A 19,786-nucleotide genomic window follows, 5' to 3' on the forward strand; every position below is an offset into this window, starting at 1 on the left:
ACCTTCCTTATAACATTTAAAGTGCAGATGCAAAACATAATTCACCCAGATTTGGAAAAAAGTATAAATAATTGGTTCGAAGCAAAATTTAATGGCCTTACATCGCCATTTTATAGCTCTATAGATCTTAGAAACTCTGGCTATAAAATCGTTCCAGTAGACGCTAATTTATTTCCTGCGGGGTTCAATAACTTAAGTGAAGAATCAAGAACGATGGCAGCAAGATTGATAAAAAGCTATTTTAAAAGACATCAATACAAAAAGGTTCTTATAATACCGGAAAATTATACACGCAATAAAATGTATATAGAAAACGTATTTGTTATAGAGAAAATACTACAACTCGCAGGTTTTGAGACTAGAATTGGCCTTTTATATAATGAAGTATACAATTTAATAGAACAGTATGAAACTGTTGTGAAAGAAAACTCTCTGCTAAAGACAACTTCAGGATTTGTGCCTGATGTTATTATACTGAACCGTGATATGACGAGCCACATTCCAGACACGCTGAAAGACGTAAAGCAAGATATAGTACCAAGCCCACTATACGGTTGGCATAGCAGGCAGAAATTTAAGTATTTTGAAATCTATCAAGAATTAGCATCTGAGTTTTGTGGCAAATTTAAAATAGACCCATGGCTAATTTCTGTGCTTACAGAGAGCTGTGATGGAGTTGATTTTGATGATGATTTGTCACTAGGAGCAGTAGCAACTAAAGTTGACCAAATATTATCTCTAGTGCAAAAAAAATACGAAGAATATAAAATAAAAACACAACCTTACGTTTTTATCAAAGCAAGCAATGGCACATATGGGATGGGCATTATAACAGCAACAAGTGGAGAGGAAATATTAAACCTCAATAAAAAAAAGCGTCATAAAATGAAAAAGATAAAAGAAGGAATAGCAATCAATAGCGTTATTATACAAGAAGGTGTACCAACCATTGACATGTTTAAAAGCAGTTCTGCAGAACCGCTAATATACTATATAGGAGATACTTCAACATGTTACTTATACCGATGTAATAGCAGAAAAGATGTATATTCTAGCTTGAATGCCACTGACTGTGAGTTTCATGATGTTAGCCAGGTTGTAGAAGGTAAAATTCTATCACTTTGGAGTATTGTTAGCAAATTAGCAGTACTAGCGTTGGCAGTAGAAATAAAATCTTTTCATCCCTAATTCTTATACCTCTACAGTGCTGTCATTAGAATGACCGTTTATATTATGAACATCATCAAGTTCAGTGGAAGGATCATCATTGACAGGTTGATTAAACAACTTATCAAGTTGAACTGCAAGAAATACTGCACTATATATTATGCTGACTGTTACGCTTAAGTTGAAATTATAGATTATACCACTACCCAAGTTTATTGGTATAGTTGGAGTTTCTATCCTTCTTAATATGAAGTTTAATAAACCTAACGACAAAGTTAATGTGCTGATAATAAGGTCCTTCTTACACTTAGCAGACTTTTCAGGATCCTTATTATCCAGATATTTCTTGCATGTATAATAATAGCTTATAGGTTCTGAAATGAACAAAAATAGGATCGTTGATGTTGAACTAATATAACTTGTTACATCTGCATTACCTCTAGCCAAAAAATGGATGACTTTCAACATCATCAATGCTTCTATGGTGCTGCTTGCAAGATTAGCCGATTTACCCACAATTTTTGCCAGCTCTTTTTTACTCTCAGGGTTTCTGTAATCCTTAATTAGATCCTGTAGAGTAAATGCAGAATGGGCAATGTATAGAATAGATGTCGGAAACTTTACTAGTCGAGCAACATTCCGTATAAGAAAGATATTGGATCTATTATTGTCAATGAACTCGCAGCAAAATTGCAGTGAAATCTTACACAATAGGGCTGTTAAACCTGTTGTGATGCAGATTACCTTCCTGAAATCATGATCATAAATATCATGCACCCTTTGTGCGAGTATGTTAGATTTCTTTTTTAGCTTGTTTGGCATGAAATAGTTAATAACTTCCTGTTATTCTATCACATAAAATCCTAAAAGAAAAGCCCTATGAATCAGGACTTTAAGGGAGATTTATGCACAAATCGGCTAAGCATTTTATAAACAAGGGATCGGTACTGAGAGTTGGCACACGAAAGTAATATCCATCCTTGATAATTGCTTTATATTCTATATCAAGTTCAACTAGAGTTTCTGAATGCTCAGAAACAAAAGATATAGGTGATAGAACTACAGGTACACCATCAGCTTTTGCGCGTAATAGCTCACTTTCAGTGCTTGGCTCTAGCCATTTTACAGGACCAATCTTACTCTGATAACATATTGACCAATCTAAGTTATTGATAGCTAACTTTTCTACTATTAACTCTACGCTTCTTTCTACCTGTGAAGCGTAAGGGTCGCCCTTTTTAATGATACTAAGAGGTAAGCTATGGGCTGAAAATAGGACTCTTGGTTTACCGATTTTTCTAGCCAATTTATAGTACTTAGCTATCAGATTAGTGTGAGCTTCAATAAAATCTTGGTTATCATAATAACGGTGAATCATTTTTGTATTGCATTTTAGGCCATACCGTTTAGCATTTTTTTGCCAATTCTCGATGGATGACAGAGTTGTGGTAGTTGAATATTGTGGATACAGTGGCAGCAGAATTACTTCGTCAGGATCAAACTGTTTTACACTTTCAATAACTTCGTCAGCAAATGGACGCCAATAGCGCATGCAGATGAATACCTTGTGTACATGGTTTCTATTTTCGTTTAATTTTAGTTCTGAAGCATTAGCTTGCATTTTTGTATTCTCTAGAATTGGCGATTTACCTCCAATTTCCTCGTATATTTTTCGTGCAGTATTTTCTCGTTTCGCAGATATAAACTTTGCTAAAAGAAACCGAAAGGGATTCGGTAGATTGATTATTCTCCTGTCATAAAAAAGGTTGAATAAAAAAGGACGGACCGCATTTAGTGAATCAGGCCCGCCAAGATTAAATAAGATAACTGCCTTTTTCACCTACGCACTACTACAACAAGTTACTTCTGGGGTGCCTATAAAATTAGCTACACACTCATCAAATTTAGTTATAGGCACTAAATTTCTTACACTGGCATACAATAAGTGGCCTGATCTCTTCAGGTTACTCTTGGTGGATGTGAAGTTCCAATCGAAAAATGTATCGACAAAAAGACTTGGTACCGTTTCAAGAAGTTCAACAGCAGCTAAAGATAGCATTATACAACTTTGCAGGACATTCAGAAGAACCTTGAGGGGAAAAAGTAAAACTTTAACGAAAAGAGAGGTGCTACTTGTTTCATCCAGTAGTCGCCCTGAGTTAGGCGAATTATACTCGGTGTGTTTTCTATTTTGATCAAAGATAGGAAATTTTATAGTATCTTTCTTAAATTCCGCGTCTATTTCTTTTCTACTATGGTTAGTGATTTTTTCCATTAACTTCTCACGCAGATGAAAAGTTCTGACAATAAAACATGTGGCAATCATTAAGGAAGCACATAAAAGTGCGCATTGCATGAGGCTCATACTGCCTAGCATAGCTGGCAGTGCAAAACAAACAAGCGGTGCTATGATTGTCATTTCAAGAAATGGAATAGTGTTTCTTTTCATTGCAAAGGCAGCACCTTCTTTTAATTTTGTATTATGATGTGAACTATATTCCAAATAACTTAAAAATGCCAGACTAAAAGTCAAAAACCCTTTTGTTCCACAAAAAAGTGATGACTTAAAGTTACTTACTCATTTTTTAGTAGTAGATTTAGCTTGTTTTTTAGTGGTAGGCTCAGCTTGTTTAGTAGTGTTATTTTTACAACATTCACCCATACAATACCTCCTTGATGGTTTATTCTTAACTATAAATAAAAAACTGCTTTTATCAAATCAAAATTTACAATAAAATAAATCTATAAATATACTATTTTATATAAGGAAATAATATGGCAATTGAGAGAACACTTTCGATATTAAAACCTGATGCAGTAAAAAATAATATTACAGGCAATATAAATTCCTACATCGAACAATCTGGGCTGAAAATCACAGCACAAAAAATGATGTTACTAACAAAAAAACAAGCAGAGCTGTTTTATGAAATTCATAAAGATAGGCCTTTTTTTGGGGAATTAGTAGAGTTTATGACCTCTGGTTCTGTGGTAGTTCAAGTTTTAGTTGGTGAAAATGCAGTAAGTAAATACAGACAAATCATGGGAGCTACCGATCCAAAGCAGGCAGGTAAAGGGACAATCAGGGGTGATTTTGCTGATGATATTAGTGAAAATAGAGTTCACGGCTCAGATAGTCTAGAAAATGCTCGTAAGGAGATAGCTTTCTTTTTTGCTGAATGTGAGTTGGTGTAGTCAACTCAGATTGGCGTCATCCAAGTAGCTGACAACATAGAAACGAAAAAACTTCCTTGACAAACCTCGCCAGCCCCCTTATCATGAAACTGAAGCTATTGTATTTGCTTTCGCCAATCTGCAGATTAAAAGGTCAGGATTACTTAATGTATCGGCGTCTTATGTTCAATTTTTTGCAGTATATAGATACTGCATGTCTTTACAAAACTTCATCTACATCTAGATTTTTATCTAAATAAGCTGAACGCGCTTATAAAGCGTTACAAGACATCAAAAAATGCCAATACTCGACAGAGATAGTAAAAGACTAGCTAACTCGGGGATTCTTTGTCTTTTTTTCTGCTTAGTAAATTTCTTAAACATTTGCAGCGTAGGTTAGTTGCAATTAAAAGCGGCTGAATCTCGCTTGTCAAGCGTTTAAAACATAAAAAACGCCAATATTTTAAAGCGGATAATAACCCCAGGGCTTCTTTTGCCTTTTTTTTCATTTGGTAAATTTCTTAATATTTATAGCTAAAGTAATTTAAAAGTCCGTGAAGGGTGTCATGCCAGTGCTTGACACTGGCATCCAGTTTTCCATATAATCTCATCAAAAATGTTTATTTTCTAGCTACTTTTATACTTATCAACCCAGTATGCTTACTTACAATTAAAATTTCTGGATCCCAGTGTCTGGGCACTGGGATGACAGCTAGCCTGACAACCGTCATCCCGCTACGTGTTAGCGGCTAAGAGATACCGCGAATGAATCGCGGTATGACGGTTCGCGGCAGTATGACGTAGAGCTCACGTTAGCTATACTTTTATGCTTACAAACTTAATAAAATTCCTGGATCCCAGTGGGCTTTGTTGCATCGCTACTTATGAAAGGCTAACTATAATTAGGATTATAAGCAACTTATTGAAAATCTTGTTTTTTTTGCAATCAATCTGATCAAATTTAAGAATAGTAACTTGTTATTTATATTAATAAATTTAATTCTATTGAAAATAGCTAAAGCATTGAAATTCTTGAATTTTAGCCGGATTAGTGAGTGGTAGTGAAATTTCTTTTACTCAAAATTAGGTATTCACTGACCGTTCTTGTTATAAATACCAGAATAATAAGCTACTGATATTCTCCACCTTTTTTATCTTTAATCCATCATAGCTAGCGATGCAACAAAGCCATCCCAGTGTCTGGGCACTGGGATGACAAAAAAGGAGGCACTAGGATGACAAAGGAGAGCTACTCGGATGATACCTTTTTTCTACTTAGTTTGGATTATGCAAGAAGTCTATTATAATCAGGCTTTAAGTGTGCGGAAGTAATTTTTTGCGTTAGAGTAAAAAATTTTTTCTATAGCTAATCAAAGTGGGATCAAGAGAAACTTACCACTTTCTTTACAAAGGGTTTGATGTTACCATTTGACTGCCTATTCTGAATTTATTGAATGAACGTTAACATAAAGAATCTAGTTCATGCTTTCTCTAAATTGCCAAGTTTAGGGCCATCATCATCACGCAGGTTAGTTATACATTTACTCCAAAACAAAGAAAAAGTTATGCTACCACTTGCATCTTTGATTAAAGAGCTAGCAGATCTTATAATAGAGTGTGAAGTTTGCGGAAATCTAGATACTAAGTCACCTTGTTCTATTTGTACTAACCCAAAACGTGACACTAAGTTACTGTGTGTAGTAGAAGAATTAGGTGATCTATGGGCGTTTGAAAAAGGAAATATATATTCAGGTTTATACCATGTTTTGGGTGGCAGATTGTCTGCAATAAATGGCATAGGTCCAAAAGAACTCAACCTTGACACTATTCTGAAAAGAGTGACAGAGTCTAAAATTGAAGAGATAATTATCGCAATTAATCCGACATTAGAGGGCCAAGTTACTGCACAATATATAATTGAATTGCTAAAAAATTTGGATGTGAAAATATCACGCCTTGCTTGCGGCATACCAATGGGCGGAGAAATTGACTATCTTGATGAAGGAACGCTGAGGATAGCACTTACTTCAAGACAAGAATATGAGTTAAATATAAAATAAGACATGTGCTTAAAAAAACTTATATCGCTAATAACATTCAAAAAGAAAAAAATAGTGCCACCACTTAAAGTGGTGGCTTGGGAAAATAACCACCTAAACTATAAGCAATTTTCAGGTAAATTCAACACTATAATTAAAACAATTGATCAGTCTTTTACAATAATATCTTTGGAAGGATATGATGGATGGGGCAAGACGTTTTTTTTGAAAGAATGGGTAAAAGAGTTAAAACAGCAAAATGAAATTGCAGCTTATTATAGTGCATGGGATATCAATGCATTGGACCAACCACTGCCTTCTTTTTTAAATTTCCTATTTGAAGATTTATTTGTATCGTATAAAGTAAAAAGAAGTGTTATACAACAGTTCAAGAACATAAACCAAGAGCTATTTTCTCTAAACACACTAGGAAAGCTGATCAGTAAATCTCCACTTGCTATGCTTTCAGTATTTCTTGATGCTGCAAAAGAGGCTGATAAAAAAGACATAGGTTTTGTCTTGAGTGAATTAAGTCTTCTCCAAAGAAGAAAAGAGAGTACTAGAGATTTTAAAACACAGTTAGCGGATGTGGTTAATAAAATCAGAAAAGACAAAAACATTTATATAATGGTGGATAATCTTGATGTGTGCCGTCCTAAATTCGTTGTCGATTTTTTGGAATCTATAAAGTATATGCTTGATGTGGAGGGGCTGGTTTTCATTATTTCTGTAAGTAAAGATAAGAGTAATGTACAAAGAGCAATCAGCACAATACTTGGACCAAATTTTGACCTAAAATCTTTTACTGATCTCTCTTTACATTTGCCAAAACAACCGATAGAAAAATTTACAAAAGAACTATTTGAAAATATTAAATTACCGAAAAAGTCAAAAAATTTGATTGTAGATAGTTTTATATTTTATGCAGAAAGCCTGTCACTATCGTTAAAAACAATAGAATACTGCGTAAAAAAAATAAAGCTGTGTCTTCTGAATCACACAAGAGAAGAATTACCTGATCCGAATTTGTTTTCATTTTTGGTAATACTGCAATCGATAAATATTGATATATATGAGGAATTAGGTTTTTCATATCAAAGAGCATTGGAAAAAATTGAAAATGAATATAAATCTTTAGTTCTAAATGGTCAAGAAGAATGGGAAAAACTTAAAACCTCTCTAGAAACTGCTTTTGCAGAGAGGGAGTCAAAAATTAACAAAGCTATAAAGGATATACTATTTTGAAAAGATACCCTACCTTTACATATACAAAGATAGGGTAACATTTGATTAACGCCCTTTTACTATGTCATTACCTTGTTCAAACTTTCTGATTAATTCGCTTACATTGACATTAGATAATTTTTTACCTGCAGATTTGTCATTATGTGAAGCATCAGGTTTACGAAGGTCTTCCTTACTGTTACTCCTAGTAATATTACATCTAACAATGTTTGAATTATTAGACTTATCGCTTACATCTGAAATATTGCTTTTTTCACTACATGAAGACGAATTACTCGACATATTGCCTAAGCTAAAGAGCTTTTTACCTTGATAGATTGGATTCCAATCAAGTGGATTATAAGTTTTTTTGCTAGTCTCAACCTTTTGGTTATTTTGCTGTTTAGGAGAAAAACCAAGTTTTTCTCTTTCTTTCTTGCTTAGCGTTTTGAGAAATTTTACGGTTTCTAATTCATCAGTTGCTTGTACTTTATGTAAATCAAAGCTTTTTTGATGGTTATCCTGCTTAACATTTTCCATCATTTTATCTTTTATTGTTCTATCCTCATCATCAGAAGTGCTGCTACTAATATCACTGATACCACTATCCCCTGAATTGCGGCGTTGTTTGTTAGGAGTGCTATGAATGTTGTCTTCCATGAGTTTTTGCATTGTTGGGCCAAATGTTCTTCCAAGATTGCTACTCACTGTTTTATTACTATCATTTGCTTGAGAATGAGGTACATTTCGCTCAAAAATTGCTTTTATTCCAGCAAATTTAGCTTGGGAAGATTTCGGAGGAACAGGTGGGGCAACCATGCCTTTTGAGTTAATCTTTCCTTCATTTTGAGGAAAAATTTTTGGATTATTTTTTTCTACTGTAGTATTCATTTTTTTACCTCTAAACCTATTAACTAATAAAAGTATAAACTTAGAGGTATTAATTTTGTAATAACAATGCTAATAGATTACCGCAGTTTCAATAAGCATCACCAGAGGATTCTCTATATAATGCTTAAAGGCATTTAAAAACTTTGCTCCGAGTGCCCCATCAACTGCTCTATGGTCAACAGAGAGCGTTACTGTCATTATTTCTGCTATTTCTATTTTCTCATTCATAACAATTGGTTGTTTTTTAGATGCACCAACTGCCATAATGCAAGATTGCGGCGGATTGATTATAGCACTGAAGGCTTTTATACCAAACATCCCTAAGTTGGAGATAGTAAACCCTCCTCCTTGAAACTCTTCAGGTTTCAATTTTCCAGATCTTGCTCTGCTTACTAAATCTTTCACTTCTTTTGATATAGATAAAATACCCTTTTTATCAGCATTTTTTACTATAGGAGTAATTAGCCCATCTTCAAGTGCCACAGCGATTGAAATATCTATATTTGAATATCTCAGTATTTTATTATCTATCCACGAAGAATTTATATCAGGAAATTTTTTCATGCTGAAAGCTGCAGCTTTTATGATTAGATCATTAATTGTTACTTTATTGTTTTCATCTGCTGAGTTAATCTCGTTTTTTAACGATATTAACTTATCAACCTGGCAGTCTACAGTTAAATAAAAATGTGGAACATTCTGTTTTGATTCAGTCAGGCGCTGTGCTATCACTTGGCGCATGTTGCTTACTTCAACTATGGTATCTTTCTCAGGACTTTCAGTATGTATACCACTGCCTAAAAACTCCAACACATCAGCCTTAATTATGCGACCATATGGTCCTGTACCTTTTAATTGCTGCACATTAACCACTTCATTTTGAGCTATTTTCTTAGCTAATGGGCTTATTTTTGTTCTACCTTCTGCATAACCCTCTGTCATCTGAGTAGCTGACACTGGGATCCATTCTTCTTTTCTAGATCCCAGTGTCAAGCACTGGGATGACATTGAGGGGTTGGATTCCAGCGTCACGCGCTGGAATGACACCGAAGAATGACTTATTGGCTTTCCGTTTAAATCTTGGTGTTCTGATTTTTGATTATCAACAGCACTTTTTGTCACTTCCTTTTTAACTGCACTATTGATGGAAGTTGAAGTATAGTTGTTAAGTGCACTTTCATCTTCTCCTTCTTCCAGCATTAAAGCTATTGGTTGATTTACAGGCACGCCACTTGTTCCTTCTGTTACTAAAATTTTTGCTAAAACTCCTTCATCTATAGATTCAAACTCCATTATGGCTTTATCAGTCTCTATCTCAGCAATTACGTCGCCTACTTCAACTTTGTCTTGTTCTTTTTTATGCCACTTTACAATTTTTCCTCCAGCTTTGCTCATTGTTGGTGAAAGAGCAGGCATTAATATTTCTATAGGCATTGATTTTGCATTTAAAGATCTATTCAATTTTTAATTTACTCTTTATCTTATGTCAACCTAATCGTGAATTATGATGAATAAGTCTGTTACACTATCCCTCACGTTATCCCAGTGCGTGACACTGGGATCTTGGTTCAGTACTATTATCCTATTGTTTTTATTATTTAGCCATAGCTTGTTTGCTAACAACTTTGTTTCAACCAAATCAAATAAGATCAACATGAGAACGGGGCCAGGGTTTCACTATCCTGTAAAATGGATATACACTTGCAAAAATCTGCCCCTGAAAGTGATAGAAGAGTTTGAGAGTTGGAAAAAGGTCTGCGATATAGATGAAGACTGCGGATGGATAAAAGGCAATCTTCTTAGTGATAAGCGCTACGCGATTGTAAAAGAAGATACTTATGGATATCAAAAACAGAGTGTAGACAGCAAGATTACTATGAAAATAGACAAGTTTGTTGTGATGAAGATAGAAAAATGCAACGAAGAATGGTGCTTTCTTTCCACCCCAAAACGCAAAGCATGGGTACAAAAAAAACATATATATGGGGTTGATTAGGTTGACAAAAGATCTGAATTAACACTAGTTTCTGGGCCTTCTGTAGCATGCTCTTCAGATGAAGCAGAGGGTTCTTGAGGCTCTGGAGACTGTACAGGGCTATCACAGAAACTCCTTAACATCTCCTCAGCGGATGAATCTAAAATTTGTACAATAGACTTTTCACTCTGCTCTTTTAGCGATTGATCCACTCTAGAAATCAACTCAGAAAACTCGCTACCTGATTTTTCAGCTTCACTTTTTATTTTACTTTCTATGCTTGCAATATTACCTTGGTCAATTTCTTCTTTTGTTATGTTGAATGACTTTGCAACATCTTGATATCCAATCTTGCAATTTCCACAACCAATTATGCAAAAAGTAATAGAATCAGATATTTCGCTTGCAGCCCAATTATGTATAGTGTAAGCCAAATAATTGTCATGGTATTTAATGCTAAATTGTTGTTCTATTAACTCAGAAATTTTATTCTTTAGAGACATAAAGCACCCTCCTACATTCGTTATACCTTTTTGTTAAGATACAGCAATTACACCATTTACTACATGCTTTACTTTAATTAATTATTAAAACAAGAGCATCATTTCCAGAGCTATATCTTTTTACCTTGATAATTCTTTTTTGACTTCCTCTTTAATTATCCCACTTATATTCACGTTAAGATCCCCTACCCAAAAATCAGTCATAGTTTCAAGATCGTATAGATCCTCTATTACTTTTTTAATAGCAGCATTTATTTCTTCTTCGTCAAATTCCTTTATAATAGGTCTAATCTTCACATACCCTGGAGAGCCTTTACCATAAATTCCTTTGCTTTTATTAATGCAGCCACCTGCACCAGATCTACTGCTTCTCAAACCACTTCCACACTCTACTGTTTCATACTTGATTTCACCATTTTCTATATATGCTATTTGATTGTCTTGTGTAGACTTCAGTTTATCTGCCTTTACAATTTTCTCCTCTAGCTTTAAATCTTGCTTATGAATTACTGTTTCCTCATAACCCTTACCACCGTATGTTCTACACTCACCTCCACCTCCAACAGTAATCAGTTGCTGGCAATGTTGCTTCTGCGAATTGCACATTTCTATGAAAACAGGTCCCCCGTCCTTATCTGAGAAGTTACTTTCCTGGTTACCCCCTCCCTCTGTGACTTGCACCTTAATTATAGGATAATTAGGATCGATTTTCAGTTTAGCTTTAATATAATCTCCTGGCATCCCTACTCTGCTTTCAGTAGAATGGCATTTTTGATTGTCGCAGCCACTACCTTGTATATGACCTGCTTCACCACTTCCCCACGCTTCTATTTTAATACGATCAAATTTTATTGATAAGTCATCTGTATAAACATCTTTATTTTTATGATCATAGGATTTTTCATTATTGTTTTCAAGATCTGGTTTCTTATTTTTCAGATGTTCCTTGATTATCTCTTTTAATTTTTCTTTTAATTTCTTTTTGAGACCTTCTAAATCGAACCTACACAATTTATCAGCGTAAAAAACCTCTGTTCTGTTTGCTTTAATCAGTTGATCTTTTAATTGTGTACACTTTCGTACTTCATTTTTTTCATCTCTTAATACTTTACCATCCTTATCTTTACAATCCACTTCCTCATACCTTAAGTAGAATGGCTTATCATCTTCATTTTTATTCAAATATTGTTTTGAACGGCTACACTTTCCATCAAAGCAGATGCAACCATCATCACCTTGCGCACATCCTTCTTTATGCTCTACATCCGTCAATTTGTATACTACTTTCAGTCCTTCACCAGATTTTAATTTTTCGTCTATTTTGCTATCTTTCTTCACACAATAACTGCATTCTTCCTTCTTCTGCTCATTTTCATCAGGGAAGAAACCATACTCTTGCTTATTAAATATTATTTTATCCAACCTCTCTTGAGTTTCTTTCAAAGGGTAAACTATTTCCTTGCTTGGAAGATAATAGAACTGATTTGATTCCTTGGCGTAAACAGCATTGTATTTAGTATATCTTGTTCCCATTAATTTTAGTGGTATTATTTTATTTTCTCTTTTAAGAACAAACTCCTCTGGTTCTGGCTGCCATCCAGAAAGACAAAGCATTTTACTGTTAGAATTTCCTTTATACTTTACTTCTATTTCCGGCTGCCCAGAGTTATTAAATTCACATTGAATAGATTTGTCTTTTAACTTTTTCTCAAAATCATTAAAACTATAAAAACTTCCGCCTTTAGAACATTTAATTTGCACATCAGGAACATAGCCATATTCTTTCAGAACTTTAAATTGTTGCGGATTACTTTCTAATATACCTTCTATAATATTATCAATATTACTATCAGTTGTTTTTGCTACTATTGCTGGTTTTACTACTTTTAAAGATAGGGGGCCAATGTTTATAGGATGGTTGAGGTCAGTATTAACATTAAAAGTACAGGAACCATTACTATAGGTTCCATGTGCTTTAGCACAAGTGCTCTCACTCATCTTCATTTCTACTTTCAATGTATTTGCATTTACTATCTCCACTATCTCAGGTTCTGGAGCAGGTGGTGCAGGAAAACAGCGGATGAACTGTGGATTGTTTTCATCTATACTTTGAGTTCCAAGGTATTCAGCGCAGAGCTTATCTTTTTCTCTATAAGTTTTGAAGTAGTACGTGATGCCATCTTTGTCTAAAATAGAGCGCCACTCAGCTTTATTTTCTCCATACCCTTTAGGGAAATCTAATTTTTCTCCAATCTCTCCGTCTCTTCCTTTCAGATCACCAATGATTACCTTAACCTTAGGATTAAAGTAATCATTGTCTTTATCTGTTATAGGAACAATTCTAACTTGTGGAAGCGACATTGCAAGTTGTTCACAAAATGGAGGGGGGCCAGGTGCAAGTGGAACAGGAGCACATTTTACTGCCGTTTGGTAGCAGGTATCACAGACTTTTTCCATCTCCCCAGGACGGAAAATATTCTCACCCGAAAATACTCTAGAACCCCATGAAGAAATTCCTGACATACAAGCCCATTTTTGACTGCAAGCACATATTTTAGGAGAGTTAGCGAATCTTCTTTTTTCCTCATCAGTAACACCGTCTGCCCATTCCCATTTAAGACCCCGAGCAATTTCTCCTCCAGCTTTTGTTTTATCTCCTTCCCAGTCGATAAAAGCTGCAGCAGAAACTCCAGCTCCTGTACCTTGCGTTCCATATATCTGGCGGCAGGATTCCCCACTTTGTAAGTCATAACAATAACTTTGTCCATCATAAGCACATACTCTAATTTTGGGATTAAAGTAACCATCAACTCCTTGATCTTTTATTGCTTGCACCTTAATTTCCTTTACCCAATCTCCACCAACTATTGCTTCCCACCAAGTATTACTTTCTACAAATGTTGGACAATCAGCATATCCTTGATACGAAAGACCAAGTATCAAAAAAAATATCAATAAGAAATTAAGCCTTACACTTCTCATAAAATACCGGTAACCACTCATTAACTTCTTCTCCTTTTTCTTTTATTGCCTCATACATATACTTTATAGTCTCTTTGTTAGCTGAAAGTACATGTATTTCTTGCATATCCTTCAAATCCAGATTTAAGGTTACTAATCCTTTGTACTGTTTTATCAAAAATAAACCTTCCTGTGTTGGCGTCTGCAGAATTATATTCAGCTCCTCTTTCGATAGAGAAAATGCCTTCATGTATAATCTATTTGCATTGACGTTCGGCATCAAGATTCTTGTATCAACATGTTTATCTAAATATTGAGTAAATTTGCTAGCAAATGCGAGATTTAAATTCTCAGTACTTAGGATTACTACAACATTTAGTTCCGTCATTCTTTGCATCCAGTTATCAAACTCTTTCTCTGTAGGAAAAATATTACTTATCTCCCATGCTTCATCCAAAACAAGTATTGCAGGCGAGCCATCACATTTTGCCTCAAAAGAATATAAAAAATAGTAAAGTATCACGGACATACATTCCTTTTGTTTTGTAAGGTTTGCGGTGTTGAGAGATATAATTTTTGTTTCCCAGTCAATATCTGATTCATCACCATCTTGAAATAAGTAAGCAAAGTCACCATCGTCACACCATCTACTTATCTTACCCCCAAGGAGCAAGAGCACCTCAGAAATTTGTGAAATAGAACGTGATTCCTTGGGTATAGCAAATATAGAATCCACAATTTTTCTTATCTTTTCTTCTACGTCCACCAAGCTCGTATCGGCTACCATTCTTCTGATCAGTTCAACCAACATATTGCGATTGGAAGCACTATCTTCAATGTTTAGTGGATTAAATTTTAGGCTTTTGTCCTTATATTTTGGATCGATTATGTAATATTTACCACTCACTGCTTTAGTAAAAATTATTGATTTTCCAGTGTTATCCAATATGACAATTCTTGGGTTAAACTTTCTTGATTCTGATAATAGAAAATTAATGAGTGAAGTTCTGCCTGAATTTGGAGCTCCGAGTATCGTAGTATGGCCATTATTTCTTTTTCCATGAAAATTAAAGAAGTAAGGATTTCCTTTTTTTGAAAAAAAAATCATTACCGCTTCTTTCCACCTTCTTCCTTTTAATGTACCTGACGTAAAATCGTGCAGCATAGCAAAGCTGCAAGCGTATTTTGTTAAGATATTTTTCGGTTGCGTAATAAAAGCAAAATTGCCTGGAAGTTGTGCCCAAAAATGACTTTCCATATGTAAATCAGTTCTAAACATCATGAAGCCAACTAATGACATTATAGAAGATAAATCACTAATACTTTCAGCTAACTTATTCCTATCATCTGCAAATATTGTAAAAATAATTTTCTGTTGGCAGAAGTCTATACTAGAGGTCTTTTCAAGCTCTATTATTTCTTCAATTCCTGAGCTTTTAAGTAAGGTATTATCCTCACTAATTTGCAGCATGTTGATTTGTTTTTTAAATTCTTTTATTGCTTTGTTATTACTAGTAAATATCATTATTTCTGTAATGATAAATTCAGATTCAAGCTGCAAGCATCTATCTATATTACCTAAAGAGATTTCCCGGTATTCTTTTATGCTGAAAATAGAGCCAAATTTCTGTTGATTTTCAAATATTGTTTGAAACGTATTGAAACCAAAAGCTATTTTAAAATTTCTAATATATTGCGACAGGTCCCTTTCATGTATTGGATAATCTTTGTGCGTTAATGTAACAATATAGTGGAGAAATTCTATCATTTCAGAATATATTTTACCTTCACTAAACCTTAGACTCAGTTTTTTAGCTCCAAAAGGTCCTAAATCATTTTGAATTACGTCAGTTATCTTTTGCAACTCCTGATGGCTTTCTTGTAAAGACAACTTATGCTTATTCTTTATTCTATTGAAAAAAAACGAATTATTAGTATGCTTGCCAAAATCGCTAAACAATATTACAATGTATAGTTCATTTATATACTGTAATTTACTATCAGTTAGTTTATTAAACCACGTTGAATGTAGGTTGTCAGAGAAGTCTTCAGTTTTATTCCATTTCAAGCTCAGTTTATTGCGCTTTCTAACGGTATGAATCCAAACGGTAAAACACAGGCTATTAATATTTTTTGATATGCTTTTTCTAATTTCAGTTCTGAGGTCGCTGTAGTTATCAACAGAAGAATAATCTTCTAACTTGATTATTTTTAACAATTCTCCCTGTTTTGTTAGTATGGTTTCTTCATCGTAATGACAAGCATAAGGAACAAAATCTAAATCAATGCTTTCTAGTAATGCTAAGTTGTTCTTTTTTTTAAGCTTAGAGTTAACTGTTGGTACTTTTAACTGCATATGCGTATTCAATAAAGATAATTAAAAAAGATAAAAATACTATCTTAATTTTTATCTTTTTTTTCGCTATCGGATTGTAATTTTATATCTTTTGCAAAGTTAAATTTTTCTTTTAAGTAGTCTGTTGCCTTTTCTGTACTACCGAACATCAGGACCAGTACACCAAACATTATCATAAAAAAGATTAGACCTCTCAACACTACTGCAAGTATCACTGCAGCTATACACAACCCTATGATTGTTGAAGGACTCATATTTTCTACAGTATCTTTAACTGAAAATGAAGAAATAAAATTTTTTACCGTTTCTTGTATACCCTTTAATTCATCACTCGCCGAACTTGCTTCGCTAGAATATGATGCAAAAATGAAACTTAATAAGGCTATAAAAACCAAAACTTTATTCAATTGAATGCGCATCAACTAAATACCTTTTAAACATTTCTTAAATATAACAACTTTTATATCAATAGGCAAGCACTGAATTCACTTATCCACTACAAGTAACACATATTTAATTTTTACAGACGTGAACATGCTGTAAGCTCTTTATCATCAACAAGAGGACTCACATTAATGGATGTTAATTTACTTGATAGGAAGTTTGAATGCAATTCAGCTACTGCTGCTATAGCAAACACTGCAGCCATAGCAAGTAGTCCTGCTCCTATCAATCCTGATGTCATTGCTCCTGCAACAATGCACCCTATTGTGGAGAGAGCACAACCTGCTACAAGTGCAACGTGAAGATTTCTGTTATTGGGTTGGTTTTTAAGTAGGATATCTTTCTTAACTTGATCTGGATTTGCTTGACCATCTGAGTTTTCATTTTCTTGCATTTTTGGCTCTTTTTTTACAGTCTGCTCTGGCTGCACTTGAGTCTCGTTTTCTTTTGGGGATTCCAAATTTGATTCTAATAACTCAGTTTTTTCTCCACCCTCTGGTTGTAAGCCATTATCTCCTTCAACAGAGCTCAATGTTGAGTTTAAACTTTCCTCAGATGAAGTGCTTGTTACTAAAGTTAAACTGCTCCTTCTGCTACTTACTGGTGATTTCAAACTTTCTTTACTCGTTCTAGGTGAGTCTATTCCACTATCTGAGTCATTGCCACTACTGAGTTTAGAAGTTTTCTTCTCCTCTATTTCTTTCACACCCTTGCTATATTTTTCAAACACTTCCTCTGCAACATCTGAATTACTAAGTATTTTATTATCACCACTTTTTTTCTCAGCTACATTCAAGAGTGTTTCTTGTGTGTTGTTTTGCTCTTCCATATGTTTTAGCTGCATTTGATCTTCAATATTTTCTTCAACAGCATTTGGTATTGAGCTTACACTGCTGCTCCTGTTAGTAATATCCAAAATTGTTTTTACTATTTTTCCTCTTATTGTTTGTGGTCTTTGTGATTGTTCTCTTTCATTGTTAAATACTGTAGGTACAGCTAGTTCTTCTGATTTTATTACTTCATCTTTCAATGCAGGAAGAAAGTTTTCGATATAATACTTATAATGTTTTTGATATTCCTCTTGTTTTTCTGGTGATTTTTCTAATTGTTCTCTCAGCGATTTTTCTAATTCAGTTAATACCTCAGGACTAGCTCCTTCCTTGAACAACTCTATGCATTTTTTGATAGTTCCATCTCCCTTTTGTGGGCTTCCATATTTATGATTTTCTTTTGTTACCTTTTTGTATATAGTGTCGTGCAATTGTTGGTTAATATCTTTTTTAGAACTTAGCATAGACTCCTCCATACATAACAAAATGTATAGATACCTCTTTAGCGTTAATTTTACATTAAAACTGGGCAATTATGCCATATTATAAATAATTGCGGCAACTTGCTTATTGGAAGGTCGCTTAACTATTTGCTTTCTGGGCTTTCTACTTCTACAGATTTGCTATTAATATGATTCTTTGCTTGTTGAACTAACATATCCACTACTTCTTTTACAGGCTTTTCCTTATCAACCATGCCAACACTTTGGCCAGCCATTAAAGATCCCGTTTCAACATCTCCATCAATTACTGCTCTTCTTAAAGCTCCAGCCCAGAATTTTTCTATTTCAAGCTGCCCATCTTCTTTTGAGATCTGTCCCTTTTGGTATTCATCAATAACTTCTTTTTGACGCTTCATAAAGTCATCGCTTGCTTTGTTGGCTATAGCTCTTACTGGAATTACAGGAAAATCAGCACTTATCTGTACAGAAGGTATTGCATTACGTGCGGCCGATTTAATAAACACTTCCTTAAAATTTTTGTGGGCAATTGACTCATTAGTGCAGACAAATAATGTACCTATTTGACAGCCACTTGCTCCCATTTCCAGGTAATTAACTATCATTTCACCTCTTCCTATTCCACCTGCAACAAACACTGGTATTTGTTCATTTTTAAAATGAGGCAATATCTCTTGTGCAAGAACAGAAGTGCTAACTGGACCTATATGCCCACCTGCTTCCATTCCTTCTATTATTAATGCATCTACTCCCATTTTTACTAACCTTTTCGCAAGGCTTAATGCTGGTGCAAAGCACATAACTTTAATGCCTGCACCCTTGATTTTTTCTATATTAGGCTTTGTTGGCAGTCCACCGGCAAGCACTATATGGCTCACTTTCGTTTCAATACACACATCTATCAACTCACTCAACTTTGGGTGCATAGTAATTAGATTTACACCAAATGGCTTGTTAGTTAATTGCTGCGTCTCTATGATTTCTTTTTTTAGCAAGTCTGGAAACATTGCACCACATGCAATCACACCAAAACCACCAGCGTTTGAGATTGCTGAGACCAAGTTTCTCTCTGAAACCCAGCTCATAGCACCACCCATTATAGCAAACTCACTGCTAAGAAAATCTGTTCCTTTTTTCCAGAGGCTACTTAACATATAACCTATATCATACGTTTAAAAATGTTTTGTTTATCTATAAATGTGTGTTTTAAGGCGCCAAGTATATGTAAGATTATAAAGAGTACCATAAAATATGCAAGCATCGAATGTAGCTCGTTAGCCGTGTTAGCTAGATCTTTGTTTTGATTAATCAACAAAGGGATATGAAAAAAATATTTGATCTGTTTGCCAGAAGCAGAAGACATGACATAGCCAGATAGTGGCATTAGCACCATCAAAGAATATAAACCAAAGTGTACTGCTTTACTTATATTGATTACAAACCGAGAAAAATTTGCTGGAAGTGGTGGAACATAAGTAAAGACGCGAAAAAATATGCGTACTATGATTAATCCAAGAATAGTGATACCGCAAGCCTTATGAATAGCGTATATGTTGAACTTAATTTCATTGCTAAGTGGCAGGCTTTTCATATAAAGTCCAGAACAAAGCATACCGATAATAAAAACAGCCATCAACCAATGGATAACTCTTAAACCTAGGCTATATTTATCGTCTTCCATTTTGATTACCCTAAAGTAGCATTTATATAATAGAAAAACTATTTTTCAATCAAAATCATTAAAGCAATTTAGATTTACCG

At 34.3% G+C, this 19,786-nt stretch carries 17 protein-coding genes and 1 pseudogene; 5 read left to right on the plus strand and 13 right to left on the minus strand.

What is annotated here, in order from left to right; genetic code table 11:
* Nucleotides 1-27 precede the first annotated feature (27 nt).
* Nucleotides 28-1,188: a glutamate--cysteine ligase gene (gene gshA, locus R0F62_RS01490; RefSeq protein WP_010963085.1), complete on the plus strand. Its 1,161-nt coding sequence runs from the start codon at nt 28-30 to the stop codon at nt 1,186-1,188.
* Nucleotides 1,189-1,191: 3 nt separating this feature from the next.
* Here the strand turns inward: gshA and R0F62_RS01495 are convergent, their stop codons facing one another.
* From R0F62_RS01495 to R0F62_RS01505, 3 genes and pseudogenes are all read right to left on the minus strand, one after another.
* Nucleotides 1,192-1,989, minus strand: a complete 798-nt coding sequence (locus tag R0F62_RS01495) for a hypothetical protein (protein WP_208571599.1) — start codon at nt 1,987-1,989, stop codon at nt 1,192-1,194.
* 70 nt (nt 1,990-2,059) lie between these two features.
* A complete protein-coding gene (gene hemH / locus R0F62_RS01500) occupies nt 2,060-3,007 on the minus strand; it encodes a ferrochelatase (RefSeq protein WP_010082099.1) in 948 nt (315 codons plus the stop codon).
* Nucleotides 3,008-3,829, minus strand: a pseudogene (locus tag R0F62_RS01505) (hypothetical protein). It lies immediately after the preceding gene.
* Between the two features lie 113 nt (nt 3,830-3,942).
* Between R0F62_RS01505 and ndk the strand changes: the two are divergent.
* Nucleotides 3,943-4,362 carry a nucleoside-diphosphate kinase gene (gene ndk / locus R0F62_RS01510; RefSeq protein WP_274979046.1) on the plus strand — a complete coding sequence of 140 codons (420 nt, stop codon included), beginning with the start codon at nt 3,943-3,945 and terminating at the stop codon, nt 4,360-4,362.
* 599 nt (nt 4,363-4,961) lie between these two features.
* Here ndk and R0F62_RS01515 read toward each other — a convergent pair.
* Complete coding sequence (locus tag R0F62_RS01515) at nt 4,962-5,072, minus strand: WPE palindromic element domain-containing protein (protein ID WP_080717651.1); 111 nt, start codon at nt 5,070-5,072, stop codon at nt 4,962-4,964.
* 723 nt (nt 5,073-5,795) lie between these two features.
* Here R0F62_RS01515 and recR point away from each other — a divergent pair.
* Nucleotides 5,796-6,401 (plus strand): recombination mediator RecR, encoded by a 606-nt coding sequence (gene recR / locus R0F62_RS01520; protein ID WP_010963080.1) that lies wholly within the window; start codon nt 5,796-5,798, stop codon nt 6,399-6,401.
* A 3-nt stretch (nt 6,402-6,404) separates the two neighbouring features.
* On the plus strand, nt 6,405-7,625 hold the full coding sequence (locus R0F62_RS01525) for a KAP family P-loop NTPase fold protein (RefSeq protein ID WP_010082095.1): 1,221 nt from the start codon (nt 6,405-6,407) through the stop codon (nt 7,623-7,625).
* A 45-nt stretch (nt 7,626-7,670) separates the two neighbouring features.
* Here the strand turns inward: R0F62_RS01525 and R0F62_RS01530 are convergent, their stop codons facing one another.
* Nucleotides 7,671-8,495, minus strand: a complete 825-nt coding sequence (locus tag R0F62_RS01530; protein WP_007550761.1) for a hypothetical protein — start codon at nt 8,493-8,495, stop codon at nt 7,671-7,673.
* A gap of 69 nt (nt 8,496-8,564) precedes the next feature.
* On the minus strand, nt 8,565-9,929 hold the full coding sequence (locus R0F62_RS01535; RefSeq protein WP_274978970.1) for a pyruvate dehydrogenase complex dihydrolipoamide acetyltransferase: 1,365 nt from the start codon (nt 9,927-9,929) through the stop codon (nt 8,565-8,567).
* A gap of 70 nt (nt 9,930-9,999) precedes the next feature.
* On the opposite strand from R0F62_RS01535, the gene R0F62_RS01540 reads away from it, so the two are divergent.
* The gene (locus R0F62_RS01540; protein WP_007551030.1) at nt 10,000-10,491 is read left to right on the plus strand and encodes an SH3 domain-containing protein; all 492 of its coding nucleotides are present in this window, start codon (nt 10,000-10,002) and stop codon (nt 10,489-10,491) included.
* Here the strand turns inward: R0F62_RS01540 and R0F62_RS01545 are convergent.
* The 7 genes from R0F62_RS01545 to R0F62_RS01575 form a co-directional block, all read right to left on the minus strand.
* Nucleotides 10,488-10,973: a WBM0748 family T4SS-associated protein gene (locus R0F62_RS01545; protein WP_010082090.1), complete on the minus strand. Its 486-nt coding sequence runs from the start codon at nt 10,971-10,973 to the stop codon at nt 10,488-10,490. The two genes, R0F62_RS01540 and R0F62_RS01545, sit on opposite strands and share 4 nt — an antisense overlap.
* A gap of 120 nt (nt 10,974-11,093) precedes the next feature.
* The gene (locus R0F62_RS01550) at nt 11,094-13,955 is read right to left on the minus strand and encodes a hypothetical protein (RefSeq protein WP_317051394.1); all 2,862 of its coding nucleotides are present in this window, start codon (nt 13,953-13,955) and stop codon (nt 11,094-11,096) included.
* Nucleotides 13,936-16,290, minus strand: a complete 2,355-nt coding sequence (locus tag R0F62_RS01555) for a VirB4 family type IV secretion/conjugal transfer ATPase (RefSeq protein ID WP_010082026.1) — start codon at nt 16,288-16,290, stop codon at nt 13,936-13,938. Before R0F62_RS01555 ends, R0F62_RS01550 begins: the two co-directional genes overlap by 20 nt.
* Nucleotides 16,291-16,334: 44 nt before the next feature.
* Nucleotides 16,335-16,709, minus strand: coding sequence for a hypothetical protein (locus tag R0F62_RS01560; RefSeq protein ID WP_274978971.1), 375 nt, complete (start codon nt 16,707-16,709; stop codon nt 16,335-16,337).
* A gap of 101 nt (nt 16,710-16,810) precedes the next feature.
* Complete coding sequence (locus tag R0F62_RS01565) at nt 16,811-18,028, minus strand: hypothetical protein (protein WP_317051395.1); 1,218 nt, start codon at nt 18,026-18,028, stop codon at nt 16,811-16,813.
* 122 nt (nt 18,029-18,150) lie between these two features.
* Nucleotides 18,151-19,179: an NAD(P)H-dependent flavin oxidoreductase gene (locus tag R0F62_RS01570; RefSeq protein WP_010082023.1), complete on the minus strand. Its 1,029-nt coding sequence runs from the start codon at nt 19,177-19,179 to the stop codon at nt 18,151-18,153.
* Nucleotides 19,180-19,184: 5 nt separating this feature from the next.
* Entirely contained in the window at nt 19,185-19,706 is a 522-nt protein-coding gene (locus R0F62_RS01575; protein ID WP_010082022.1) for a cytochrome b, read from the minus strand.
* Between the last annotated feature and the right edge of the window lie 80 nt (nt 19,707-19,786).

The organism is Wolbachia endosymbiont of Drosophila aff. chauvacae BK-2020, from assembly GCF_032848195.1.
GTDB classification, from domain to species: Bacteria; Pseudomonadota; Alphaproteobacteria; order Rickettsiales; family Anaplasmataceae; genus Wolbachia; species Wolbachia pipientis.

Excerpts from the sequence above, each read along its gene's own strand:
- R0F62_RS01570 (WP_010082023.1), bottom strand. The coding sequence starts at position 19,179 with ATGTTAAGTAGCCTCTGGAAAAAAGGAACAGATTTTCTTAGCAGTGAG.
- R0F62_RS01515 (WP_080717651.1), bottom strand. The coding sequence starts at position 5,072 with ATGACGGTTGTCAGGCTAGCTGTCATCCCAGTGCCCAGACACTGGGAT.
- R0F62_RS01575 (WP_010082022.1), bottom strand. The coding sequence starts at position 19,706 with ATGGAAGACGATAAATATAGCCTAGGTTTAAGAGTTATCCATTGGTTG.
- R0F62_RS01545 (WP_010082090.1), bottom strand. The coding sequence starts at position 10,973 with ATGTCTCTAAAGAATAAAATTTCTGAGTTAATAGAACAACAATTTAGC.
- R0F62_RS01550 (WP_317051394.1), bottom strand. The coding sequence starts at position 13,955 with ATGAGAAGTGTAAGGCTTAATTTCTTATTGATATTTTTTTTGATACTT.
- R0F62_RS01495 (WP_208571599.1), bottom strand. The coding sequence starts at position 1,989 with ATGCCAAACAAGCTAAAAAAGAAATCTAACATACTCGCACAAAGGGTG.
- R0F62_RS01525 (WP_010082095.1), top strand. The coding sequence starts at position 6,405 with ATGTGCTTAAAAAAACTTATATCGCTAATAACATTCAAAAAGAAAAAA.
- gshA (WP_010963085.1), top strand. The coding sequence starts at position 28 with ATGCAAAACATAATTCACCCAGATTTGGAAAAAAGTATAAATAATTGG.
- recR (WP_010963080.1), top strand. The coding sequence starts at position 5,796 with ATGAACGTTAACATAAAGAATCTAGTTCATGCTTTCTCTAAATTGCCA.
- R0F62_RS01555 (WP_010082026.1), bottom strand. The coding sequence starts at position 16,290 with ATGCAGTTAAAAGTACCAACAGTTAACTCTAAGCTTAAAAAAAAGAAC.
- R0F62_RS01535 (WP_274978970.1), bottom strand. The coding sequence starts at position 9,929 with ATGCCTATAGAAATATTAATGCCTGCTCTTTCACCAACAATGAGCAAA.
- R0F62_RS01565 (WP_317051395.1), bottom strand. The coding sequence starts at position 18,028 with ATGCTAAGTTCTAAAAAAGATATTAACCAACAATTGCACGACACTATA.
- R0F62_RS01560 (WP_274978971.1), bottom strand. The coding sequence starts at position 16,709 with ATGCGCATTCAATTGAATAAAGTTTTGGTTTTTATAGCCTTATTAAGT.
- R0F62_RS01540 (WP_007551030.1), top strand. The coding sequence starts at position 10,000 with ATGATGAATAAGTCTGTTACACTATCCCTCACGTTATCCCAGTGCGTG.
- R0F62_RS01530 (WP_007550761.1), bottom strand. The coding sequence starts at position 8,495 with ATGAATACTACAGTAGAAAAAAATAATCCAAAAATTTTTCCTCAAAAT.
- ndk (WP_274979046.1), top strand. The coding sequence starts at position 3,943 with ATGGCAATTGAGAGAACACTTTCGATATTAAAACCTGATGCAGTAAAA.